Annotated in this window: 20 protein-coding genes; all 20 read left to right on the forward strand. The window is 29.6% G+C overall.

Annotated features, from left to right (window positions below):
* The first annotated feature begins 152 nt into the window (after window positions 1-152).
* The 20 genes from F3K33_RS03375 (at window position 153) to F3K33_RS03470 (ending at window position 25,193) form a co-directional block, all read left to right on the forward strand.
* The gene (locus F3K33_RS03375; RefSeq protein ID WP_069187757.1) at window positions 153-869 is read left to right on the forward strand and encodes a response regulator; all 717 of its coding nucleotides are present in this window, start codon (window positions 153-155) and stop codon (window positions 867-869) included.
* The gene (locus tag F3K33_RS03380; RefSeq protein ID WP_017212503.1) at window positions 859-2,367 is read left to right on the forward strand and encodes a sensor histidine kinase; all 1,509 of its coding nucleotides are present in this window, start codon (window positions 859-861) and stop codon (window positions 2,365-2,367) included. The genes F3K33_RS03375 and F3K33_RS03380 overlap by 11 nt, the downstream gene beginning before the upstream one ends.
* 78 nt (window positions 2,368-2,445) lie before the next feature.
* Window positions 2,446-3,387: a glycoside hydrolase family 25 protein gene (locus tag F3K33_RS03385; RefSeq protein WP_011967939.1), complete on the forward strand. Its 942-nt coding sequence runs from the start codon at window positions 2,446-2,448 to the stop codon at window positions 3,385-3,387.
* A gap of 188 nt (window positions 3,388-3,575) precedes the next feature.
* Window positions 3,576-5,072 (forward strand): VanW family protein, encoded by a 1,497-nt coding sequence (locus tag F3K33_RS03390; RefSeq protein WP_039770289.1) that lies wholly within the window; start codon window positions 3,576-3,578, stop codon window positions 5,070-5,072.
* Between the two features lie 272 nt (window positions 5,073-5,344).
* Window positions 5,345-5,806, forward strand: a complete 462-nt coding sequence (locus F3K33_RS03395; protein WP_023973661.1) for a tRNA (cytidine(34)-2'-O)-methyltransferase — start codon at window positions 5,345-5,347, stop codon at window positions 5,804-5,806.
* Window positions 5,807-5,826: 20 nt separating this feature from the next.
* A complete protein-coding gene (locus F3K33_RS03400; protein WP_023973660.1) occupies window positions 5,827-6,663 on the forward strand; it encodes a fatty acid kinase binding subunit FakB in 837 nt (278 codons plus the stop codon).
* 243 nt (window positions 6,664-6,906) lie between these two features.
* Complete coding sequence (gene rpoN, locus F3K33_RS03405) at window positions 6,907-8,298, forward strand: RNA polymerase sigma factor SigL (RefSeq protein ID WP_023973659.1); 1,392 nt, start codon at window positions 6,907-6,909, stop codon at window positions 8,296-8,298.
* Between the two features lie 370 nt (window positions 8,299-8,668).
* Complete coding sequence (locus F3K33_RS03410) at window positions 8,669-9,730, forward strand: sugar-binding transcriptional regulator (protein ID WP_031275614.1); 1,062 nt, start codon at window positions 8,669-8,671, stop codon at window positions 9,728-9,730.
* Between the two features lie 71 nt (window positions 9,731-9,801).
* Entirely contained in the window at window positions 9,802-10,803 is a 1,002-nt protein-coding gene (gene gap, locus F3K33_RS03415; RefSeq protein WP_011967945.1) for a type I glyceraldehyde-3-phosphate dehydrogenase, read from the forward strand.
* A 140-nt stretch (window positions 10,804-10,943) separates the two neighbouring features.
* Window positions 10,944-12,119, forward strand: coding sequence for a phosphoglycerate kinase (locus tag F3K33_RS03420; RefSeq protein ID WP_011967946.1), 1,176 nt, complete (start codon window positions 10,944-10,946; stop codon window positions 12,117-12,119).
* A 435-nt stretch (window positions 12,120-12,554) separates the two neighbouring features.
* Window positions 12,555-13,301: a triose-phosphate isomerase gene (gene tpiA, locus F3K33_RS03425; RefSeq protein WP_011967947.1), complete on the forward strand. Its 747-nt coding sequence runs from the start codon at window positions 12,555-12,557 to the stop codon at window positions 13,299-13,301.
* Window positions 13,302-13,630: 329 nt separating this feature from the next.
* Window positions 13,631-15,169, forward strand: coding sequence for a 2,3-bisphosphoglycerate-independent phosphoglycerate mutase (gene gpmI, locus F3K33_RS03430; protein ID WP_039773257.1), 1,539 nt, complete (start codon window positions 13,631-13,633; stop codon window positions 15,167-15,169).
* Window positions 15,170-15,546: 377 nt separating this feature from the next.
* Entirely contained in the window at window positions 15,547-16,152 is a 606-nt protein-coding gene (locus F3K33_RS03435; protein ID WP_023973656.1) for a protein kinase family protein, read from the forward strand.
* A 388-nt stretch (window positions 16,153-16,540) separates the two neighbouring features.
* Window positions 16,541-17,833, forward strand: coding sequence for a phosphopyruvate hydratase (eno, locus tag F3K33_RS03440; RefSeq protein ID WP_011967950.1), 1,293 nt, complete (start codon window positions 16,541-16,543; stop codon window positions 17,831-17,833).
* Window positions 17,834-18,053: 220 nt separating this feature from the next.
* Window positions 18,054-18,287 carry a preprotein translocase subunit SecG gene (secG, locus tag F3K33_RS03445; RefSeq protein ID WP_017212495.1) on the forward strand — a complete coding sequence of 78 codons (234 nt, stop codon included), beginning with the start codon at window positions 18,054-18,056 and terminating at the stop codon, window positions 18,285-18,287.
* Between the two features lie 632 nt (window positions 18,288-18,919).
* Window positions 18,920-19,918 carry an ABC transporter substrate-binding protein gene (locus tag F3K33_RS03450; protein ID WP_039773258.1) on the forward strand — a complete coding sequence of 333 codons (999 nt, stop codon included), beginning with the start codon at window positions 18,920-18,922 and terminating at the stop codon, window positions 19,916-19,918.
* Between the two features lie 20 nt (window positions 19,919-19,938).
* Complete coding sequence (locus F3K33_RS03455) at window positions 19,939-20,991, forward strand: ABC transporter permease (protein ID WP_039773260.1); 1,053 nt, start codon at window positions 19,939-19,941, stop codon at window positions 20,989-20,991.
* Entirely contained in the window at window positions 20,988-21,788 is an 801-nt protein-coding gene (locus tag F3K33_RS03460) for an ABC transporter ATP-binding protein (protein ID WP_039773262.1), read from the forward strand. The genes F3K33_RS03455 and F3K33_RS03460 overlap by 4 nt, the downstream gene beginning before the upstream one ends.
* A 13-nt stretch (window positions 21,789-21,801) precedes the next feature.
* Window positions 21,802-24,123 (forward strand): heavy metal translocating P-type ATPase, encoded by a 2,322-nt coding sequence (locus F3K33_RS03465; protein WP_084670579.1) that lies wholly within the window; start codon window positions 21,802-21,804, stop codon window positions 24,121-24,123.
* Window positions 24,123-25,193 (forward strand): sulfite exporter TauE/SafE family protein, encoded by a 1,071-nt coding sequence (locus F3K33_RS03470; protein ID WP_039773263.1) that lies wholly within the window; start codon window positions 24,123-24,125, stop codon window positions 25,191-25,193. The genes F3K33_RS03465 and F3K33_RS03470 overlap by 1 nt, the downstream gene beginning before the upstream one ends.
* Window positions 25,194-25,320: the final 127 nt, after the last annotated feature.

The following is a 25,320-nucleotide window of genomic DNA, read 5'->3' on the forward strand; positions in this document are numbered from 1 at the left end:
TAGAGAGTATTTTAATTATTTTGATAGTCAGACATAAAAATATGCATGAACATATTTTATAAAATATTAAGAACTACTAGTAATTTTTTTTAAGATATTTAGGTTAGAATGAAATTATAATAGAATTCAGATATAAAATTTTTAGATTGGAGATGGAATGTTTGGAAAAAGGAACTATTCTAATTGTGGATGATGAAAAGGAAATAAGAGATTTAGTTGATATATATCTTAAGAGTGATGGATTTAATACTATAAATGCATGTGATGGTTTGGAAGCTATTAATTTAGTTAGAGATAATGATATAGATTTAATTATATTAGATGTTATGATGCCTAACTTAAATGGAATAGAGACTTGTTTAAAGATTAGAGAGATTAAAGAAATGCCTATAATAATGTTATCTGCGAAAAGTGAAGATATTGACAAGATATTAGGACTTAATATGGGAGCAGATGATTATTTAACGAAACCATTCAATCCATTAGAGTTAGTTGCAAGAGTCAAGTCACAACTTAGAAGATTTCATATGTTTGGTAAGAACACAAATATGTTAGAAGTAGAAGAAGAAAATATAATACAAATAGAAGATCTTAAAATAAAGTTAGAAACACATGAAGTATTGTTAGGCGATAATATAGTGAAACTTACTCCAACAGAATTTGATATATTATCATTGTTAGCTCAAAGCCGAGGTAAAGTATTTTCAATAGAAAATATTTATGAGAGTGTTTGGAATCAGGAATTCATGACTTCTGATAACACTGTTATGGTTCATATAAGAAAAATAAGAGAGAAAATAGAAGAAAATCCAAGAAATCCTCGATTTATAAAGACTGTTTGGGGGGTAGGATATAAAGTTGAGAAATAAAGATGTTGGAAGGCATAGAACTTTTAGCAATGACATTCCAAATTCAAAATTACTACAGTATACTGAAAAATTAATACGAAGTATAAAAAAGAGAATTGAGAAGAATATAAGATTTGAACTTATGATGGTTATAGGAATATGCTTTTTAGTAGCATTTATCTTCTATAGTTTTTCTAATAATCTTTTTAAGAGAGAGCATACTGAGCCGCAGATAAAATATGATTATGATTCTATTGAGAGGTCTGCAAATGATTTGGCTAAACAAATAGAGTCTCAAGAAAATTTGAAATTAGAAGATAAAGATAAGATTAATGATATTTTAGAAAATGTATCTGATGGAGAGGAAAGTTATATAACAGATTTAGATGGAAAGGTGTTATATAAAACTAAAAATGTTGCAGAGGAAAATATAGATATTTATAGTGCACTAAAAAGTGCAATGACAAATGTAAATAGTGAAAAGATTGGTGAACCAAGAGAAAAAAGTTATATAATGCCTCTAAAGATAGGAACTGATAGGGTGTATTTAATCTATTCAAAGATTCCAGAAGCAAGGATAACATACAATACAATTAGCACGTCAAATTCATCTTTAGCACTAATTCTTACAGTTATAGTTTTTATAGTTTTATTTGTTGTAATAACTAATAATAAGATGAAATATTTAGATGAGATTGCAGTCGGTCTTAAGATAATAGCAAGTGGTAACTTGAATTATAGGATAGAAGAAAAGGGAACAGATGAAATTAAAAATATAGCTTATAATATAAATCAAATGGCTAAAGAAATTGGAGAGAAAATTAGTGCTGAGAGAGATGCAGAAAAAACAAAAGCAGATTTGATAACGAATGTTTCTCATGATTTAAGGACGCCACTGACATCTGTGATGGGATACATAGGGCTTGTTATTCAAAACAGGTATAAAGATGAAAAAGAAATGGAGGAATACTTAAACATAGCATTCAATAAAGCTGAAAGATTAAAGCTACTAATTGATGATTTATTCGAGTATACTAAGCTAAATAACAGCGGAATAACACTAACAAAGACTAAAGTTAATCTAGCAGAATTTCTATCACAATTAATAGAAGAATTGACACCGTTACTCGATGAAAATAAATTAACGATATATAAAAAATTCGAATCTGAAAAAATCTCAGTTTCTATAGATACATTAAAGATGCTTAGAGTTTTTGAGAATATAATAACAAATGCAATAAAATATTCGTATAAACCAGGAGAAATATTAATAGGATTATACGAGAAGGATGGTAAAGCCATTGTAGTTTTTAGAAATAAAGGAGACCATTTATCAAAAGAAAAAAGTGAAAAATTATTTGATAGATTTTATAGACTAGATGAATCGAGAAATACTAATACAGGAGGATCAGGTCTTGGGTTAGCTATTTCTAAGAATATAGTAGAATTGCATGACGGCAAAATATGGGCTGAATCAGTAGGAAATAATATAAGTTTTTATGTACAACTAAACCTATAATTAATTACTAAATTATAGGTACTTTTTCTGTTGTAAATTAATATTTATATTAGAGAAGTATTTTTATGTGGAGGAAATATGCAAAACAAAAATCCTAACAGTCGTTTTGGAGTAGACATAAATGAATATACAACAAGTGTTCAGTTTAACGTATTGGCAACAAAAGTAGATTTTTTGTACTTGAGAGCGTCAGGATCTGCAACAGGAAGGTTTAGGGTTGATAGAAAGTTTGTAGATTATGCGAAGAATAGTAGGAATTATGGAATCCCAGTTGGAGCATATCATTTTTCTATGCCATCTTATGATCTAACAGATGCGGATAGACAATGTGATGACTTTATAAATACACTGCAGCAGGGGTTCGGAAACAATGATTATGGGGATTTGTTTCCTGTAATAGATGTAGAGGCACCTTTGGATAAATCAATAAGTACAAGAACATTAATTGATTGGATTGATAGATTTAGAAAAAGATTTGAAAGAAAAACTAGAAGAAGGCTTATGATTTACACAGGAACAAATTTTATAGAGCTTTATGATAATTTTTATATTCCTGGACGTGGCTATCCACTAAAAAATATGCCACTATGGATTGCAATGTATACAAGCATCCCTATTAATCCTGAATTCCCTCCTAATGTTGGAGGCTGGACCAGATGGAGGATATGGCAATATAGTGAAAGCCAAACTGTACAAGGAATTGGGAATCCTGTTGATGCAAATTGGGGACCGGATAATGTAGATTTATTAAGGCAGCCTCGTGTTGTTACTGGATTAAAGGCAGCGTACCAGAATAGGAACATAAATGTTTCTTGGAATAGAAATCCTGATGTAGATTTATTGGGATATAACATTTTTGTAAATAGAGAATGGGTTGGAACTGTTGATGAAAATGCTACAAGTTACTTAATAACTAGTAATAAGGTAAATACTCAGAAAAATGCACCAGTAGAAGTATCAATTGAAGCTTTTGATTATGATGGAGAAACTTCAAAAACTCGTGCAAAAGTAAATCTATAATAAATAGTATCGTATTTCAGCTTATATGGGAATATAATCATATTTCTATTGATAGTTGGAATATGATATAATGAAAACATTGATGACAATTTGAAAAATATGTAAATTGCTATCGATAAATGTACTCAAAATAAATATTAAACATAGAAGATGTATGATATTTAATTCCTTGAAAGGAGAATAAGGGAGTGGAAAAACGCACCGGCAAAAGAGCAAACGCTTCTAAAAACAATTATAATAAAAAGAAGAAAATTATGCTCGCAATATTTACATTAATTATAGTAGGAGCTGCTGCACTAATTGCATACTCAATAGCTATAAAAGGTATAGTTAAGGAGTGGGATGATAAAATATATCCGGGAGTAACTGTACAAGAAGTAAATATTGGAGGAATGACTAAAGAAGAAGCTAAGAATAAGCTTACCGAAACATTTGTAACATCTATAGAAAATAAAAAGTTATCTATTAAAATAGAGGACAAACAATATGAACTTATTTACTCTGATATTAATCCTAAATATGATATAGATGCAACTGTTGAAGAGGCTTATAAACTTGGAAAAAAAGATGGGGTCTTAAGCAGATATATAAGCATAAAGAGTAATAATAGTAAGAGCAAGGAGGTTCCAATCAAATTTTCTTATAATGAAGAAAATTTGAAGGAATACGAGGAAAAACTTCAGATAGCTGTTAATCAACCTGCTAAAGATGCAGCAGTTAGCATACAAAAGAATAATATTGTGATTAAACCAGAGACAGAAGGAAAGACAGTTAATTTAGATACACTAGATCAGAAGTTGAAAGAAAATATAAATGGAGATATTAATTCTGATAATTCAGTATCAATTGATTTAGAAGTAACAAAACCTAAAATAACTCAAGAAGATCTATCCAAGATAAAAGGAGTAATGGGTACTTTTTCATCAAATTATTCCACATCGCCGGAAGGAAGATGTAATAACATAGAAATAGCTACTTCAGCAATAAACGGAACAATAGTTATGCCAGGAGAAATATTTAGTTTTAATGACGTTGTAGGACCTAGAACAGCTGAAAGAGGTTATAAGGAAGCTGGAACATATGTTGGAAATAAAATAGAGCCCGGAATTGGTGGTGGAATATGTCAAGTATCGACCACTATTTATAGAGCTGCTATGAAAGCAAACCTAAGGTCTATTGAAAGAACAAATCATTCCATGGCTGTTGGTTATGCACAACCTGGGCTTGATGCCACTGTTTCATATGGATATTTAGATTATAAGTTTAAAAACACATATGATTTTCCTATATATATTCAAGGAAATACGTCAGGTAAAGTAGTGACTTACAGTATATATGGAGATCCTAGTGCTTTAAATGGAAGAACATATGATATGGCAAGTGAAATTCTTGAAACAATACCACCAGAAACAAAAGTGGTAGATGATAGCAGTTTACCAGTAGGACAAGAAGTAACAGAGGGAGCTGGAATGACTGGTTATAGAGCAAGAGCATATCAGATAACTTATGAAAATGGTTCTGAAGTGAATAGAGAAGTAGTATCAACAGATACTTATGCAAGTGTAGGGATAGTAGTCAAAAAAGGAACTCAACCTGTAGATGCGACTCAACAGCCAGAAACAACAGCAGAGCCACCAGTAGCTCAGCCAACAGCAGAACCACCTGTAGCTCAACCAACACAATAGATAAAAATTTAATATTTATAAAAAACTCAAAGCATATTTTCTTTAGGAATTATTAAGATTAATTAAAGAAAATATGCTTAAGTTTTATTAAGGTTAAAACAACTTTAATATATTTAATAATTTACTGATTAGAATACACAATAATATACCTTTTATAGTGAAAGACTTTTCTATGGTTAAGCAATTATTATTTTTGACTTGTTATGAACCATATAGTATAATTTTAAATTAAAGTGAAATAATTTTTGTACAAAATAGGAGAAGGTGACGTTTTGAATTTAAATATAGTATTATATGAACCTGAGATACCTCAGAATACTGGAAATATTGCAAGAACTTGCGTTTTAACAGGCAGCAAGTTGCATTTAATAAAACCTCTTGGGTTCGAAATAAATGAAAAGCAAGTGAGAAGAGCAGGTTTAGATTATTGGAAAGATTTAGATCTAGAAATACATGATAACTATGAAGAATTCTTGAAAAAATATGGTGATAAAACAATATATTTATCCACTACACATGGAGAAACGCATTTTGATGAAATTTCCTTCAAAGAAGGGGATTTTATAATGTTTGGAAGAGAATCTAGTGGAGTTCCTGAAGAGGTGCATAATAGGCATATTGGATTTAGGGTTCCAATGATAAAATCAAGTACTAGAAGTTTAAATTTATCTAATACAGTAGCTATAGTGGCTTATGAAGCTTTAAGGCAGATAGGATTTCCTAATATGAAATAATTGAAGAGGAATGAAGATATATGGAAAAGATAAAAATTATAACAGATAGCACTGCTGATCTGCCAAAAGATATATATGAGAAATACGATATAGAAGTTTTGCCATTATTGATAAACTTTGGTGAAGAAAGTTATCTAGATGGTGTTGAGATAAATACGGATGAAGTTTTTGAAAGAATTAGAAATGAAAATATACTTCCAACTACAGCTCAAGTTACTCCGAATAGATTTGTTGAAATATATAAGAAGTACTTAGCGGAAGGATGTAAAATTATATCAATTCATATGTCTTCTATGATGAGTGGAACATACCAATCGGCATGTATTGCTAAGGAAATGCTAGAAAGCCAAGATATAATAGTTGTTGATTCTCAGAATGTAACAGCCGCTTTAGGAATACTTGTATTAAAAGCTGTTAAGCTCAGAGAAAATGGTTATAACATTTCAGAAGTTGAAGAAAAATTAAATAGCATTAGAAATAAAGTTAAGCTTTCAGTTTACTTTGATTCTTTAGAATACCTCGTGAGAGGCGGAAGAATTTCAAAAACTGCTGGCATGGTTGGTGGAATGCTTGGAATAAAATTAATACTTGAAATAAAAGATGGTATAATGTCAGTTAAAGATAAAATTAGAGGAAATAAAAAGGCGATTAAGAAAATTATTAGTGATTTAGAAAACGCGACGTTAGATGATGAAGTACCTGTAATATTGATTGACGTAAATAATATTGAAGTAAAGGAAGCACTTAGAACATATATGAAGGACAATGGTGTTAACTTTATTGAATGTCCAGTTGGATCAACTGTATGTATACATTCTGGACCTGGCTGCTGTGGATTAGTTTTTTTAAATAAATAAATTTAATTAATAAATAAAAAACATGCTTTTAGCTACAATTTATATTTAAACATAGTTGATATAAGTAGTATATAAGCATGTTTTTATATTTATTTTACCAGACCTAATTTTCATAGTTACATATAGTGGACTTGCAATATTTACAGAATAGGAGGTATACTAATAGAAAGAGAGATTACTTCAATAAATTTAATGAATACGTTTAATTAAAAATAATTTATATAAATTATAAGGAGGAAACTTATGAATTTGGATTATAACATGAAGATGACCCAGGAACAGAGATTAGTACTCACTCAAAATATGCAACAATCCATAAAGCTTTTACAAATGTCTCTTCATGATTTGAGAGAATATATTGACAATGAATATTCGGAAAATCCAGTGTTAGAGGTTAATGAGGAAATAAGCTCATATGATGATGAACAGATAAACAGAGACGTTAATATAGAAGACAAATACGATCATAAAAAATTAGTTGAAGAATTATATTCTGATAATTACAAGGATAGATCAGAAACAAATTATTCTAATGAAGAAGTTTCGCCATTAAATTTCATTGAGAAAAAAGTATCACTAAAAGAATATTTACAAGAGCAGTTGATTGAAGCCGACATAGATCAATATATGTTAGATATATGTAATTATATTGTTGAATCATTGGATTATAGAGGGTATTTGGAAATATCAACAGGAGAACTTGCAGAAGAATTGAATATACCTGAAGAGATAGTTAATAAGGCATTAGATGTGGTACAGGCGTTGGAACCATATGGAATAGGTGCTAGGAATATCAAGGAATGTCTGCTTATCCAGAGTCTAAAATTAAATATTTTAGATGATGTAATAGAAAAGATAATTTTAAATCATTTAGAAAATATTGCGGAAAATAAATATGAAACTGTGGCAAAGGACCTTAATATAAATCCAAGAGAAGCTCAAAGATATGGTGATTTAATAAAAAAGCTGGAACCTAAACCATCAAGAGGATTTTATACAGGAGAAGAGGTTAATTATATAATTCCTGATGCTGAAATAAAGAATGTTGATGGTGAATTTTTCATTTTGATGAATGAAAGTGTTTTGCCAAGACTTATGATAAATAAAACATATAGAGATGTTTTAAGAAATAATCAAGATTCGGAAACAAACACTTACGTTAAGGAAAAAATTAATCAAGCACTTTTCTTAATTAAGTCAATAGAGCAAAGGAAAAATACATTATATAAGGTGTTAGAATGTGTTGTTGAAAAGCAAAATGATTTCTTTAAGTTTGGAAGACAGTATATAAAACCTTTGACATTAAAAGAAGTTGCAGAAATAATCAATCTTCATGAATCTACTGTAAGTAGAGCAATTAAAGATAAATATGTTTTAACAAGTTATGGAACAGTTAAAATAAAAGATTTATTCGCAAGTGGGTTATCCTCAAATAATAATGAAGATATGGCAACTTCAAAAATAAAAAATGAAATAAAGAAAATAATAGAAGAAGAGAATAAAAGTAAGCCTTTGTCAGATCAACTAATAAGTTCTATGTTAGTAGAAAAAAATATGAATATATCTAGAAGAACTGTCGCAAAATATAGAGAGGAATTAGGTATTAAATCATCTTCTGCAAGGAAGAGATTATAAAAATTCCATAAAATAATTACTTTAAAATTTTAATGTTAAAAATTCAATTGTCAATATTCAATTACGTTTTAAGAATATGTTAACTTTGAGTATAGTAATATATAAAGTTCATGATTACTTTTTCTGTAATTAATATTGACAGTTGATAAAATGGTTCTTGAATTCAAAAATACTATTTCACATAGCTATTATTAAGCGTAATAATATTAAATATGAAACGCTGTATAAAACTAGAAAAAAGTTTGCTAATAATTTATTTTGTTAGGGTTTTTTTGTTTTTTTTGAAATATTATAAAAAAAGTTTTCCTAAAGACTTTAAAATTTCAAAAAGGTGTTTTATAATAATAGATGTGGGACGTAATGAAATGATATGGGACACGTAGTGACCAAAGGAGTGTTTGAGTTGCAGGAAATATTAGAATTACAAAAGAAGATAGTTCCTGAGCTTGTAAATACATTGGAGAAAAGGTATAACGTACTCAGAACAATCTTTCATAATCAACCTATAGGACGAAGAGTACTCGCTGATATGTTAAATGTTGGTGAAAGAACAGTTAGAACAGAAATAGGTTTTTTAAAAGAACAAGGTTTAATTGAGATAAATACTTCTGGAATGACAGTTACAAGTGAAGGCGTAGAGATTATACACAAACTAAATGATTTCATTCATGAAATAAAAGGTCTTTCAGAAGTTGAAAAGAAAATACAATCTTCTCTTAACTTAAAAAAAGTAATCATAGTCCCAGGAGATGTAGAAGAAAATCCTTTAGTTTTAAAGGATTTAGGAAAAGCATGTGCTAATTATGTTAAAGATGTGCTAAAAGATAATTCTATTATAGCATTAACAGGCGGGAGCACTTTAAAAGAAGTTGTAGAAGCTTTTCCAAGAGTAACAAATTTATCTCAGATACAAGTAGTACCAGCTAGAGGTGGAATGGGGAAAAAGGTTGAAACCCAGGCCAATACGTTAGCAGCCACTTTGGCAAAAAAATTAAATGGTACTTATAAGATGCTTCACATCTCAGAAAATTTGAGTCTAGATATAATAGGCACCTTGCTTAAAGAAGAGGCGGTAAAAGTTGTTATAGATACTATACATAAGGCAGATGTACTAATTTATGGTATAGGTAACGCGGTGCAAATGGCTCGAAAAAGAGGTGTACCACAGCAAGAAATTGATAATTTGATTAATAATGGAGCTGTTGGAGAAGCATTTGGATGTTATTTTAATAAAGATTCGAAAATAATCTCAGAAACTACCGCAATTGGAATTAAAATTAATGAAGCAAGAAAAATAAAAACACATATTGCAGTAGCAGGTGGGAAAAATAAAGTAGAGTCAATTATTGCAACTGAATATAACGACAATGATGGTGTTTTAGTTACAGATGAGGCAGCAGCCAAAGGAATATTAAGTAAACTAAATAGTTAAATTCAGTTATTGAATTAGTTTGTAAAATTTATTTTTATAAAAAAGAAAAGCATTATTAGGAGGTAATTGTAATGGTAAACGTAGCAATTAATGGTTTTGGAAGAATAGGAAGATTAGCTTTAAGATTAATGATTAACAACCCTGAATTTAATGTGGTTGCAATCAACGACTTAACAGATGCTAAAATGTTAGCTCATTTATTTAAATATGATTCAGCTCAAGGAAGATTCGATGGAGAAATCGAAGTTAAAGAAGGAGCTTTCGTAGTTAATGGAAAAGAAATTAAGGTTACTGCTGATGCTAAGCCTGAAAACTTACCATGGGGAGAATTAAACGTAGATATCGTTTTAGAATGTACTGGATTCTTTGCATCAAAGAAATCAGCTTCAGCTCATATCGCAGCTGGTGCTAAGAAAGTTGTTATTTCAGCTCCTGCAGGAAATGATCTACCAACAGTAGTTTACAATGTAAACCACGACATCTTAAAGGCAGAAGATACAGTTATTTCAGGTGCTTCATGTACTACTAACTGTTTAGCTCCAATGGCTAAAGTATTAAGTGATGATTTTGGATTAACAAAAGGTTTCATGACTACAATTCACTCATACACTAACGATCAAAATACTTTAGATGCTCCACACAGAAAAGGTGATTTAAGAAGAGCTAGAGCTGCTGCAGCTTCTATCATTCCTAACTCAACTGGTGCTGCTAAAGCAATCGGATTAGTTATTCCAGAATTAGCTGGAAAATTAGATGGTGGTGCTCAAAGAGTTCCAACAATCACTGGTTCATTAACTGAATTAGTTTGTACTTTATCTAAGAAAGTTACTGTAGATGAAGTTAACGCTGCTATGAAAGCTGCTGCAACTGAATCTTTCGGATACACTGAAGATGAAATAGTTTCTTGCGATATAATCGGAAGCAGCTTCGGTTCATTATTCGATGGTACTCAAACTAAAGTTATGGAAGTTAATGGAGAACAATTAGTTAAAGTAGCTGCTTGGTACGATAACGAAATGTCATACACTAACCAATTAATCAGAACTTTAGGATACTTCGCTAACTTAAAGTAATTTGAATTATATCTTAGAACATAAAGAGCGCAAATTTATGTTAAAGTAAATAAGTCTGGTTTTGTAGTATAAGGCTATAAAGCCAGACTATTTTAAAATGAAGGAATAATCAATAAAATAAATATCAGAGGTGAAAATAAATGAATTTCAATAAGAAAACAATTGAAGATATTGAAGTGAGTGGAAAAAAAGTGCTAGTAAGATGTGACTTTAACGTACCACTTAAAGATGGAGTTATAACTGATGAAAATAGATTGGTAGGAGCTCTTCCAACTATTAAATATTTAGTAGAAAAAGGTGCAAAGGTTATTCTTTGTTCACATTTAGGAAAAGATGCTTCAAAATCATTAGCACCAGTCGCTACAAGATTAAGCGAAATGCTAGGGAAAGAAGTTGTTTTTGCTAGGGATGAAGAAGTTGTTGGCGAAAACGCTAAAAAAGCAGTTTCAGAAATGAAAGATGGAGACATCGTTTTATTAGAAAACACAAGATGCAGAAAAGAAGAAACTAAGAACATTCCAGAATTCTCTAAAGAATTAGCTTCATTAGCTGATGTATTTGTTAATGACGCATTTGGAACAGCTCATAGAGCTCACTGTTCAACTGTTGGTGTAACTGATTACTTAGATACAGCTGTATGTGGATACTTAATCCAAAAAGAATTAAAATTCTTAGGAAATGCAGTTGAAAGTCCAGTAAGACCATTCGTTGCTATCTTAGGTGGAGCTAAAGTTTCTGATAAAATCGCTGTTATAAACAATCTTTTAGATAAAGTTAACACAATTATTATCGGTGGAGGAATGGCTTATACATTCTTAAAAGCTCAAGGATATGAAATCGGAACTTCATTAGTTGAAGAAGATAGACTTGAATATGCTAAAGAAATGGTTGCTAAGGCTGCTGAAAAAGGAGTTAAATTCTTATTACCAGTAGATCACAGAGTTGCTGCAGAATTTAAAGATGTAGAAGCTACAATTACTGAAGATCAAAATATTCCAGTAGGAAACATGGGATTGGATATTGGACCAAAGACAGAAACTTTATATGCTGATGCAATTAAAGATGCTAAGACTGTAATTTGGAATGGACCAATGGGTGTATTTGAATTCGAAAACTATAATAAAGGAACAATTGCAGTAGCTAAGGCTATGGCTGATGCAGATGCTACTACTATAATTGGTGGTGGAGATTCAGCTGCTGCTGTTAATATTTTAGGATTTGGAGATAAGATGACTCACATTTCAACAGGTGGTGGAGCATCATTAGAATTCTTAGAAGGTAAAGTATTACCAGGAATCGCTGCATTAAACGACTAATTTTAAATAATTGGTTTTGAATAAATAATATTTTCAAAAGAAGTTTATAAGTTTAGTTAGATTATAAAGTGAAACTTGATAGGTAGTGATTGCCCCCTAATGAATTTAAGTTGAACTTATCCACAAGAGTGTAAACATATCTCTTATATTTAAGTAATAGATTTTTGAAGATGCTGGATGGTTAAGTAAGATATTTGAATAGTTAGGGAATATATATTCAAAAAAAGTAATAAGCTATTTTTTTAGGAAGCAAATTCGACGGGATTTGGTGGGTCCAAGGCCAAGGAGCCATTCTTAAATATTTAGTTTGTAATTTTTGTAGATATATAATAAGCTTAAGGAAATTTGATCACTTTCCTTAAGCTTATATAGATTCATAATATAATTAAGACAATTTATAAGTTTCATTAATAAAAAAATTATGAGGTGAGTGGAATGAGAAAAGCAATTATCGCAGGAAACTGGAAAATGAATAAAACTATTGATGAAGCAGTTAAAATGGTAGAAGAATTAAAGCCATTAGTTAAAGATGCTACATGTGATGTAGTTGTATGTCCTACATTTGTATGTTTAGATGCTGTTAAAAAGGCTGTAGCTGGTTCAAATATAAAGGTTGCTGCACAAAACATGCATTTTGAAGAAAGTGGAGCTTTCACAGGAGAAGTTGCTCCAGGAATGCTTGAAGCTATGGGAATAGATTATGTTGTTTTAGGTCATAGTGAAAGAAGAGAATACTTCAATGAAACTGATGAAGCATTAAACAAAAAAGTTAAGAAAGCTTTCGAACATAATATTACTCCAATACTTTGTTGTGGAGAATCTTTAGAACAAAGAGAAAACGGAACTACTAATAAAGTTATTGAAGCTCAAATAAAAGCTGATATAGCTGGATTAACTAATGAACAAGTAGAAAAACTTGTTATTGCTTACGAACCAATCTGGGCAATTGGAACAGGAAAAACTGCTACTGATGAACAAGCAAATGAAACAATCAAAGCTATAAGAGCTATGGTTGCTGAAATGTATGGATCAGAATCAGCTGAAAAAACAAGAATTCAATACGGTGGATCAGTTAAACCAAATACAATAAAAGCACAAATGGAAATGTCTGATATAGACGGAGCATTAGTTGGTGGAGCTAGCTTAGTTCCAGCTGATTTCGCTGCAATAGTTAATTATTAGTATTAAATTTTTTAAGCTGTCTTAGAATGACGAAAATCGCACTAAGACAGCTTTTTTTAAGTAAATAATAATTTGATATTAAAGTAATTCATAAAACATTTATATTATAATAACATAAATTTACTTTAAATCTTTATAAAGTTGCATTAAGTGTAAAAAAATAATATAATTTAAGATATTAATAGTATGTAAAACATAATAAATGATAATATTTAATATTATCTATTTATAACAAATAAATTTATTTAGTTAACTTACAGATATTAATTTAATAAAGAAATCTAAGAATTTTATAGTATATTTTGTGAAAATATTTGGAGGGATAGGAAATGTCAAAAAAACCTGTTATGTTAATGATATTAGATGGTTTTGGGATTGCACCAAAATCAGAAGGAAATGCTGTAACTTTAGCGAAAAAGCCAAATTTAGATAAACTATTCGAAAAATACCCAACTTCACAATTACAAGCTAGTGGCTTAGCTGTTGGATTACCAGAAGGTCAAATGGGTAATTCAGAAGTTGGTCACTTAAATATCGGATCTGGTAGAATAGTATACCAAGAATTAACAAGAATTACAAAAGCAATAGCAGATGGAGATTTTTTTGAGAACGAATCATTAAAATTAGCTATGACTAATGCTAAAAAGACAGGATCGTCTTTACATTTAATGGGCTTATTATCAGATGGTGGAGTTCATTCACATATAGAACATTTAAGAGGTCTTTTAGAATTTGCTAAAAAAGAAGAAGTTCAAAATGTTTATGTTCATGCATTTATGGATGGAAGAGATGTTCCACCTTCATCAGGACAAGAATTCATTGAAAAAACTGAAAAGATGATGGCCGAAGTAGGGGTAGGTAAGATTGCAACTGTAAGTGGTAGATACTATGCAATGGATAGAGATAATAGATGGGAAAGAGTTGAGCTTGCATATAATGCTTTAGTTTTAGGAAAAGGTGAAACTGCAAGTAGTGCAACTGAAGCTATAGAAAAATCATATCATGATAATAAAACTGATGAATTTGTATTACCAACAGTTGTAACTGAAAATGGTAATCCAACTGCAAATATTAAAAATGGAGATTCAGTTATATTCTTTAACTTTAGACCAGATAGAGCAAGAGAAATAACTAGAGCTATTAATGATAAAGAATTTGCAGGATTCAAGAGAGAAACTCTAGATCTTACTTTTGTAACAATGACTCAATATGATAAGACTCTAGAAAGAGTAAATGTTGCATATACTCCTCAAACTTTAAGTAATACTCTTGGAGAATATGTAAGTAATAAGGGCTTAAATCAATTAAGAATAGCAGAAACTGAGAAATATGCTCACGTTACTTTCTTCTTTAACGGTGGAGTAGAGAAAGAAAATCCAGGTGAAGACAGAAAAGTTATACCTTCACCAAAGGTTGCAACTTATGATTTAAAACCAGAAATGAGTGCATATGAAGTAACAGATGAATTACTAGATAGATTAGATAGCGATAAGTATGATATGGTAATTCTAAACTTTGCTAATCCAGATATGGTAGGTCACACAGGAGTTGTTGAGGCTGCAGTTAAAGCAATCGAAGCAGTTGACGAATGTGTAGGAAAGATTGCAGATAAAATTTTAGAAAAGAATGGATGCTTATTTATCACTGCGGATCATGGTAATGCTGAAACTATGATAGATTTTTCAACAGGAACCCCATATACAGCGCATACTACACATGAAGTGCCATTTGTTTGGGTTGCAAATGATACTGAAGGTAAGAAATTAAGCAACGGAAAACTTGCTGATATTGCTCCAACAATGTTAGTTCAATTAGGACTTGAAGTTCCTACAGAAATGACTGGAGAAAATCTAATAGTAAATAAGTAATTTTAATTAATAAAAAAGCTGCTTGAAATAATTTTAAAATTGTTTCAGGCAGTTTTTTATTTTAGAAAAAATATAATTTTTTGAAATTTCTTTATTAAAATTTGAGTTGTCATTAAAAAAACAATGTTGTATACACTAAATTATAAGCTTCATGAATTAAAACTTATGATATATATTGCAAAAATAATTCTTTATGATAATTCTGAAAATATTGCAAGAATTTTATCAGTAAGTGTGAATTTAAAAATATATATGACTAAATATAAATCTACTTAGATAAGGTAAGAAAGACAAGATTTTAAAGAAGGATTTAATCAGAATTGCATAAAGTAAGCATAAAATTAATATATTAGTAAAAAAGATTTAGGATTGATAATATGAAAAAGAATTTTGCATATTCTGCTGATTTTGATGAGTATACAGAAAAATTATTTAGAGAGGCTAAGTATCTAGGTGAGGGAAACAATGGTGTGGTTTATGAGTTGCCAAATAAAAAAGCTATCAAAATATTTCTGAGGAAAAAGGTATGTAATGATGAAGGCAGTATTCTTGCTAAAACTAATGGATCAAAATACTTTCCCTATATGTATAAGCGAGGAAAATTCTATGTGATAAGGGACTTGGTGGATGGAATAAGGCTTGATAAGCATATTAAGGAAAATGGATTAAGTGAAAGATTAGTTAGAAACATATATGAACTATTATTAGAGTTCAAGAGACTTAAATTTAAGAAATTAGATATAAGATGTAAAGATGTTTATGTCTCAGAGGATGAAAAACTTATGATAATAGATCCTAAAAAGGCGTATACTAGAAAGGTTGATTATCCAAGACACTTAATGAAAGGATTATGCAAAGTTGGTGTATTGGATGAATTTTTTGAATGTATAAAAAAAATAGACGCAAAGAAAGCTGCATCATGGGAATTAAAATTTAGAAGATATTGTGGGGCAAAAAATTTATCGATATTAGATGATGATTAAATATATAAAGATATAGGAGAAGATAACTCAAAATGAATATTTAATGTAATGAGTTTTAAGTAAAGCAATTATAAACTTTATGACATTAGTATCATTTTGAGTAAATCTCTAATGGAATTTATATAAAATATTATATCGGATAATATGTTAAGAAGAATTATATAAATTAAACAAATAAGTTATGTTATGTAAGTTTGATTTTTGATCTAATTAGATCATATAAGTCAGTTTTATATTTACATAAAAAATAATATGAATATTCCTAAATTATTTTACCAATAATATTATGGTAAATGAAATAAAAAGCTTTTTATTTAGTAAATTATGTATTATAATTATATTGATAAGAATTCTCAATACAATTATAAAAATGAGGAGGTAATATTAAATGAAAGATTATTTAGAAATTGTAGATGTAGTTGCAAGACAAATTTTAGACTCAAGATGTTTCCCAACAGTAGAGGTAGAAATATATTTAGAAGATGGAACAATTGGAAGAGCAGCAGTTCCATCAGGAGCTTCAACAGGAATGTATGAAGCAGTAGAATTAAGAGATGGTGATAAAGATAAATTTTTAGGAAAAGGTGTTTTAAATGCAATTAGAAATGTAAATGAAATTATTGCAGAAGAATTAATTGGATGCAATGTGTTTGAACAAACTTACATTGATAAAATGCTAATTGAATTAGATGGAACAAACAATAAGAGTAAGCTTGGTGCTAATGCTATATTAGGAGTTTCATTAGCTGTTGCAAATGCAGCTGCAAATTCATTAGATATGCCTTTATATAGATATATTGGTGGAGTTAATTCAAAAGTATTGCCAGTCCCTATGATGAACATATTAAATGGTGGATCACATGCTGATAACTCTGTAGATTTACAAGAATTTATGATCATGCCAGCAGGAGCACCTACATTTAGTGAAGCGTTAAGAATGTGTGCTGAAGTTTATCACACATTAAAGAAAATTTTAAATGATAAAGGTTATTCAACAGGTATTGGTGATGAAGGTGGATTTGCACCAAACTTAAAATCAAATCAAGAAGCTCTTGATGTAATAATTGAAGCAATAGGAAAAGCTGGATATAAGGCTGGAGAAGAAATCTTTATAGCAATTGATGCTGCTTCATCAGAATATTATAAAGATGGTAAATACGTATTAGAACATGAAGGAAGAACATTAACATCAGCAGAGATGGTTGATTTCTTTGAAGATTGGGTTAATAAATATCCAATTATCTCAATTGAAGATGGTATGGCAGAAGAAGATTGGGAAGGTTGGAAGCTTATAACTGAAAGATTAGGAAAGAAAGTTCAATTAGTTGGTGATGATTTATTTGTTACTAATACAGAAAGACTTGAAAAAGGTATTGATCTTGGTGTAGCTAATTCAATTCTTATTAAGCTAAATCAAATAGGTACATTAACAGAGACATTAAATGCTATAGAAATGGCAAATAGAGCTGGATATACAGCAGTTGTTTCTCATAGATCAGGAGAAACAGAAGATACAACTATAGCTGACTTAGTTGTAGCTGTAAATGCAGGCCAAATAAAGACTGGAGCACCAGCTAGATCAGAAAGAGTTGCTAAGTATAATCAATTGTTAAGAATTGAAGAAGAGTTAAATGATGTTGCTGAGTACAGAGGAAGAAAAGCTTTCTTTAATATAAAATAAATTATTATTAAAGATAATTTTTAAGTAAGAAGTAATTTTGCTTAAGGATAAATCATAATAAAGTTTATTAGGAAAAGTTATAGGAATATAGTTCTTATAACTTTTTTCTAAATTCTAAATAATTTGATCTTAATGTAATTTTTATTACATAAGTTGTAATAAGTAAATAAATGTGATATTATTAAACGTATGTTATTGATCATTATAGGAGGTGTTACCTATGCAAAATATATTATTAATTTTTGAAGGAATATTAGGCTTAGCTACTATTATAACTGTTTATATGCAACCTAGTAAAGCTGATGCGTTAAGTGGTTTAATACAAGGAAGCACAAAAGATACATTCTTTGCAAAAAATAAATCGAGAACTAAAGAAGTAATTCTTGTGAGATTAACAGTTATTTTTATGGCGTTGTTTGCAATTAATACAGTTTTATTAAATTTAATAAAATAATAACTATAAGCTACTTTACTTAGGTAGCTTTTTTTATGAGAAATTTACTAAAAAAATAAATTAAAGTATTTAATAAATACTAATAAAATTGCAAATATATATTGACAAATTATTCAATGTGATATATATTTAATATACTTTACTAAATATATAGGAATTGTAAGAAATAAAAGATTATCTGACTGGAAAACCAGAGGACATTTTCATTAATTTGAATATGTCCTCTTTTTGCATTACAAAGATATTTAATAGCTACATACTTGAATAAATGAGAAGAATATAAAGCATAAAAATTAATTAGATTTAGTTATCTGACTGGAAAACCGGAGGACATGTTTCTATAGCTATGGAAATATGCCCTTTTCTTTTAATAATGCACCTTATAGATAAAGGAATAATATTTATGCTATTTAGATTTTTATTTAAGTCTATATTTAAAATTAAGTACTTTAAGGAGGTGATAATATGCCTAGATATTCCGTAAAAATTATATGCATCAAAGCATACTAAAAAAAGATCTTAGGATTTCATATAAGTTATTGGAATCACTTATATGAAACCTAAGGTCTGAGTTTGCAATAAATATTTAAAGAAATTAATTAAAATTTTTATAGATAGGGGGAGAAAGAGTAATGGGTAAATTCAAAAGATTATTATCTCTGACATTAGTTTGTGCTATCAGTGTTTTTGTTACTGGATGTCAAAAAAATGTAGATCAAGCAGTCAATTCAGAATATAAATATGGAAAATTAAAAATACAAGCACTTAGTGGAGCTGTTTGCGGGGCACCAGCGTATGTTGCATATGAAAAGGGATTTTTTAAAGAAGAAGGCTTGGATGTAGAACTTGTTAGTGGAACCTTAGATGAAAATAAAACTGGGCTTGCAACTGGAGAGTTTGTTGTAACTAATGGTGATTTTCAATGGTTTCCATCTATACAACAAGGAATGAACTTAAAAGTGATTGGAGGGCTACACAAAGGATGTATAAAAATAGTACTTCCACCAAATTCACCAATTAAGACTGCTGCTGATTTAAAAGGTAAGAATATAGGTGTTGATGAAATTGGTGGTACACCAATGTCAGTAGCAACAATTGTATTAGCTAATGCTGGAATTAATCCTCAAACCGAAGTAACATGGAAACCATATCCTTTAGATCAATTAAATGAAGCTGTTAGTAAAGGAGAAGTTGATGCATTTGCAGCATGGGATCCATTTGGAACATTAGCTGTAGAAAACAATGGATATACTGTATTAACTGATATTTCAACAGACCCATTGTTTAAAGGTAAAAGCTGCTGTTTTCTATATGCAAGCGAAAATCAAATAAAAGAAAATCCGGATAAAGTTAAAGCTATAGCTAGAGCATATCAAAAGGCTGATGCATGGATAAAAGAACATCCAGAAGAAACAGCACAACTTGAAATAGATAAAAAATATATAGCATCTGATGATGTTAAGCTTGTAACACAGCTTATTAAGTCTTACGATTTTGAATACACAACAGATACTGCAAAAGATGATATTAGTTATTTTGTTAAAAAATTAGATAAAACAGGATTTTTAAAGGATAATACAGATCCAGCCCAATTTGCCAATGATACTTATTATGATATTTTAAAGAGTTAAAAAAGATAGGAGTTGTGCACATGGATTTACAGGAAGCAAATATTGAGAAGGCAAAAAATGTATCAAATATTATTATATTAAAAAGAAATAAAGAAGATATTGGATTGAAATTGTTAGATGCTCTTTATTGGAAGCCAAAATCTGTAGTATGGAGAATTATTAATATTGCAATTTTTGCTTTAGCGCTTCTTGTAAGCTTTGTAATTCCATTAAAGCAAAATGTAATTTTAGAACCTTACAGATTTTTTCTAATAATTTTAATAGTGTATTTTATAGTAACAAATATAATCGCATTATTTAATTCTAAGATTAAAGCTAAGATTAATCATAATGCGCAACTGTATTCGGGAATAGGTATATTGCTTATAATATGGGACTTACTAACAACAAAATCTAATACTTTACCACTTCCATTCTTTCCAAGCTTTGCTCAAATACTTCAAGTTATGGTCGAAGATTATGGAACTTTAATAATAAGTACCGGACATTCAATGAGGCTGTTAGTTATAGGATTTACAATAGGAACAATTTTAGGAACAACTACAGGAGTATTAATAGGCTGGTACAGGCAGTGGCATTATTGGATATTTCCAATAATAAAAATAATTGGGGTAGTTCCAGCTACAGCTTGGATTCCTATAGTAATGTTTATATTCCCTTCAAGTTTTTATGCCCAAATATTTTTAATAGTAATTTGTGTATGGTTTCCTGTTGCATTTATGACGTCTTCAGGAATTGAAAATTTACCAAAATCTTATTTTGAAGCTGCAAGAACACTAGGTGCAAAAGAAGATTTTTTAGTATTTAAAGTAGCAATACCGGGTGCGATGCCTTCAATTTTTACAGGCATCTATACAGCTACAGGAATCTCATTTGCAACCCTAGTGGTATCAGAAATGATTGGAGCTAAGGCTGGTCTTGGATGGTATATTAATTGGGCTAAAGGGTGGTCTAATTATGCTAAAGTTTATGCTTCTATAATAATAATGGCAATTGTTTTTTCAATAGTAATGGCTATTATATTCAAAATTAGAGATAAGGTATTAGTATGGCAAAAGGGGTTGTTAAAATGATAGAAGAAAATAGCAAGAACTATGGTTCAATTACTGTAAAGAATGTCTTCAGAACTTATATTGATGTAAATGGTAATGAAGTTGAAGCGTTGAAAAATATAAATCTTAATATTGAATCTGGAGAATTTATATCTTTTATAGGGCCTTCAGGATGTGGAAAAACAACACTTATGAGACTTATTGCAGGTTTAGATGAAGCACAAGAAGGCGAATTATTTTTAGATAGTGAAAAAATTAATGGAACTAGTTATGAAAGAGGATATGTTTTTCAACAGGCTAATCTGTTTCCTTGGCAAAATATTGAGGATAATGTCTCAGCAGGCCTTAGAGCAAGAAAAATATATAAAGAGCACAAAGAAGAGGTATCACATTATATAGAAATTGCGGGACTTAAAGGATTTGAAAAATCTTATCCTCATCAAATATCTGGAGGTATGGCACAAAGAGCATCTTTAGTTAGAGCGCTTATAAACAGTCCTAAGGTTTTATTATTAGATGAACCTTTAGGAGCGCTAGACTCCTTTACAAGATTTGCACTTCAGGACAAGCTACTAGAATTATGGAAAGAAAGAGAAAACACAATGATTTTAGTTACTCATGATGTTGATGAAGCTGTATATTTAAGTGATCGGATTGTAATAATGTCTCCAAGGCCTGGAAAAATTGAAGAGATAATTGATGTTAATTTAAGAAGACCAAGAAATCGTACCAGTGATGATTTTTTGAAGCTACGTAAGAGAATACTTGAAAAATTAAATCTGGTAAGTAAACCTAAAGATTTAGAATATTATTTATAGTTTTATAGAGGTGATGCTTTTGATTGAAAAAACTACTTTAAAAGTAGAAGGAATGACGTGTACACTTTGTACAATAATAATAGAAAATGCAATTAAAACATTAAATGGAGTAGTAAATATTCAAGCCAGTTATGCAAGCGAGAAGGTTAATATTGAATATGATAGTAAAATAATTTCTATTTCAATGATAAAAGACAAACTTAAGAAAAGTGGATATTATTTATACGATCCAGAAGAAAATCATGTGCCTAATAAGAGAAAAAGTGAAATCGACACATTAAGAAAATTAGTAATAATATCATTTGTTTTAACCAGTCCTATGATTTTAATGATGATCCTTAATGGAGCTAGTGACTGTTGTATATCTTTTGACATTTTAAACAAATCAAGCTTAAGTAAATTTTTAGAAAGCTTAAGATATAAAACTCTCTTCCTTCATGATTGGAGATTACAGTTTATATTGGCAACTCCAGTTCAGTTTATAGTAGGTTCTAGATTTTATAAAAAAGCTTATTTTGCTGTGAAAGCTAAAATTTTAAATATGGATGTACTTGTGGTATTAGGAACAACCGTAACTTATTTTTATAGTTTATATACATCATTCTTTGGAGTAACCAACTCATCAGGGATAAAAAATGTATTTTATGAATCTTCTATGGTTGTAATAACATTTGTTTTACTTGGAAAATATTTAGAGGAAATAACGAAAGGAAGGACTTCAAAGGAGATAAAATCTTTACTTAATCTACAAGCTAAAACAGCCAGAGTTGAAATGAATGGAGTAGAAAAAGATACTCCAATAGAAGAAGTTAAGCCAGAAGATAAAATTATAGTAAGACCGGGAGAAAAAATACCCGTAGATGGCATTATATTAGAAGGAAATTCATCAGTAAATGAAGCAATGATTACAGGAGAAAGTTTCATTGTAGAAAAAAGCATCGGAGATGAAGTAATAGGATCTACCTTGAATATGTATGGCACATTTAAGTTTAAAGCAACTAAAGTTGGAAGTAAAACAAAATTTGGTGAAATACTAAAACTGGTAGAAGAAGCTCAAAACAGCAGGGCTCCAATCCAAAATTTAGTGGACAAAGTATGCAGCATTTTTGTTCCTGTGGTTGTTTTAATTTCAATAGTTACATTCATTATTTGGTATTTCATTATCTTAAAAGGGAGTTATTACTTTTTATCAAAAATAATAATATACTCTGTAGCTGTTTTAGTTGTATCTTGTCCGTGTGCACTAGGACTTGCCACGCCAACTGCTATTATGACTGGAATTGGAAATCTCGCTAAAGAAGGAATATTAATAAAAAATAGTGCCAGCATAGAAAAATTATGTACCTTAGATACAGTTGTATTTGATAAAACAGGAACAATTACTACGGGAAATCTAACTGTAGATCAAATTATATTTGTAAAAGATAAGAGTAATTTAGAAAAAGAAAAAATTCTAAAACTTGCTGCAATTGCTGAAAAAAAATCAGAACATTTAATAGGTAAAGCTATATATGAAGAAATTGAGAAAGATTTTTCAGCAAAAATAGAAGATCCAGATGATTTTAAAGCTATTCCAGGGAGAGGAATAATTGCTATCTATAATAACAATGAAATAATCATTGGAACAGAAAAATTTATAAAGGAGCAAGGTATTTGCTTAGATAATGCGCTAAGTAATTTAATTGAAAATAAAGGTTATGAAAATGGAAAGACAGTTATTGTTATAGGCATAAATAATAACTGTGAAGCAATTATTTTGTTATCTGATACTATAAAGCAAGATGCTAAGGAGGCTATTGCGAAGCTAAAAAATAATGGTATAGATGTAATACTGTTAAGTGGTGATAATAAAAAATCCACTAAAGAAATCGGTGATAAAGTAGGGATTACTAGTGTTATCGCAGAAGTACTGCCAGAAGAAAAAGGAAAAGTAATTGATAGGTTAAAAGCTGATGGAAGAACTGTTGCAATGGTAGGAGATGGAATCAATGATGCGGTTGCGTTGTCAAAAGCAGATGTAAATTTTGCTATGGGAAGTGGAACGGATGTGGCAATAGAAATAGGAGATGTAATTATTTTGAATAGTAATCTATTTTCTATACCAAGTGCGATTAAGAAGGCTAAAAAGATAAGAAGAAAAATCCGAGAAAATTTAATTTTTGCATTTATCTATAATATAATAGCAATTCCGTTTGCAGCTACAGGGCATTTAACACCAGCCATTGCTGCAATTACAATGTCAGCTAGTTCTTTATCTGTACTTTTAAATTCATTAAGTTTAAAAATGCGACTAAGCAACAAAAAGCCATTTTTTAGAGAAAGGAGGAGCTTTTGATGAATGAATGGGGAAATGAAGTAATAAATTTTTTTCAAAACATACTATTGCTTAAATATCTGCCGGATCTTAATACAAACACAAGTTATGGTATAATATTTATCTTCGGATTACTAAGTTCTTTTCATTGTATCATTATGTGCGGAGGTTTTACAATTTCTCAAGTATTAGGGAGTAAAGTAGAAAATAAGAAAAAATTTAACGGATATTTATTATATAATGCTTCAAGAATAATTTCATATACTATTGTTGGTGGACTTGCTGGTGGAATTGGGAGTGTTCTTGGATTTACTGAAATACTTAAAGGGATTGTTCCAATAATAGGAGGAATATTTATAATTATTACTGCTATAAATCAATTGGGATTTTTAAAATTTTTAAGAAAGTTCAATTGGAATCCTTCTTTAAAAATTATAAGAAAAATTGGAGTTGGAAGAAACTATGGACCAATATTCTTAGGTCTAATTAGTGGAATAATGCCATGTGTACCGCTTCAAACAGTAGAATTATATGCATTAGGAAGTAAAAGTATTATAGTTGGAAGTTTTTCTATGTTTCTATTTGGTATAGGCACGCTTCCAGTTTTGATGATATTTGGAACTATAAATTCTCGGTTAAACAGAAGATATACTGTTAAAATAGCTAAAGTGGGAGCAATACTAGTCTTTATATTAGGATTTTCACTAATAAATAGAGGTTTTGCATTATTTGGAGCTAATGCGATGGATATGAAAATGGAATCAAAAGATTCAAGTAAAGTTTATACATCATACATTAATGGAGGTAGTCAAAATTTAATTACAGAGCTTGAGAAAGATTCATTTCCAGAGATACGTGTTCAAAAAGATGTGCCAGTAAAATGGATTATAGAAGTGGAAAAAGATAAATTAAATGAGTGTAATAACGAGATTGTTATTTCAGAATTAAATATTGATAAGCATTTGAAAGAAGGAGAGAATATCATTGAATTTACGCCTAAAGAAATAAGAGAAATACCATATACGTGTGGAATGGGAATGATAAAAAGCAAAATAAGTGTAGTAGATAAGATAGATTCTAATGTTAATTAAATGATATGTAATCATTATATTGAAATAATTTTAGAGTCAAAATATTTAAGTTAATAAATACAAATTGTTCATTGACAAAGTTATCTAAATGTTATAATATAATAAAAATACATTTCTTATAAAAACT

This window comes from Clostridium beijerinckii (assembly GCF_008705175.1).
Classification (GTDB): Bacteria; Bacillota; Clostridia; order Clostridiales; family Clostridiaceae; genus Clostridium; species Clostridium beijerinckii.

Excerpts from the sequence above, each read along its gene's own strand:
- gap (WP_011967945.1), top strand. The coding sequence starts at position 9,802 with ATGGTAAACGTAGCAATTAATGGTTTTGGAAGAATAGGAAGATTAGCT.
- F3K33_RS03465 (WP_084670579.1), top strand. The coding sequence starts at position 21,802 with ATGCTTTTGATTGAAAAAACTACTTTAAAAGTAGAAGGAATGACGTGT.
- F3K33_RS03410 (WP_031275614.1), top strand. The coding sequence starts at position 8,669 with ATGGGACACGTAGTGACCAAAGGAGTGTTTGAGTTGCAGGAAATATTA.
- F3K33_RS03450 (WP_039773258.1), top strand. The coding sequence starts at position 18,920 with ATGGGTAAATTCAAAAGATTATTATCTCTGACATTAGTTTGTGCTATC.
- F3K33_RS03470 (WP_039773263.1), top strand. The coding sequence starts at position 24,123 with ATGAATGAATGGGGAAATGAAGTAATAAATTTTTTTCAAAACATACTA.
- F3K33_RS03420 (WP_011967946.1), top strand. The coding sequence starts at position 10,944 with ATGAATTTCAATAAGAAAACAATTGAAGATATTGAAGTGAGTGGAAAA.
- rpoN (WP_023973659.1), top strand. The coding sequence starts at position 6,907 with ATGAATTTGGATTATAACATGAAGATGACCCAGGAACAGAGATTAGTA.
- tpiA (WP_011967947.1), top strand. The coding sequence starts at position 12,555 with ATGAGAAAAGCAATTATCGCAGGAAACTGGAAAATGAATAAAACTATT.
- F3K33_RS03460 (WP_039773262.1), top strand. The coding sequence starts at position 20,988 with ATGATAGAAGAAAATAGCAAGAACTATGGTTCAATTACTGTAAAGAAT.
- eno (WP_011967950.1), top strand. The coding sequence starts at position 16,541 with ATGAAAGATTATTTAGAAATTGTAGATGTAGTTGCAAGACAAATTTTA.
- F3K33_RS03375 (WP_069187757.1), top strand. The coding sequence starts at position 153 with ATGGAATGTTTGGAAAAAGGAACTATTCTAATTGTGGATGATGAAAAG.
- F3K33_RS03455 (WP_039773260.1), top strand. The coding sequence starts at position 19,939 with ATGGATTTACAGGAAGCAAATATTGAGAAGGCAAAAAATGTATCAAAT.
- F3K33_RS03435 (WP_023973656.1), top strand. The coding sequence starts at position 15,547 with ATGAAAAAGAATTTTGCATATTCTGCTGATTTTGATGAGTATACAGAA.
- gpmI (WP_039773257.1), top strand. The coding sequence starts at position 13,631 with ATGTCAAAAAAACCTGTTATGTTAATGATATTAGATGGTTTTGGGATT.
- F3K33_RS03385 (WP_011967939.1), top strand. The coding sequence starts at position 2,446 with ATGCAAAACAAAAATCCTAACAGTCGTTTTGGAGTAGACATAAATGAA.
- F3K33_RS03400 (WP_023973660.1), top strand. The coding sequence starts at position 5,827 with ATGGAAAAGATAAAAATTATAACAGATAGCACTGCTGATCTGCCAAAA.
- secG (WP_017212495.1), top strand. The coding sequence starts at position 18,054 with ATGCAAAATATATTATTAATTTTTGAAGGAATATTAGGCTTAGCTACT.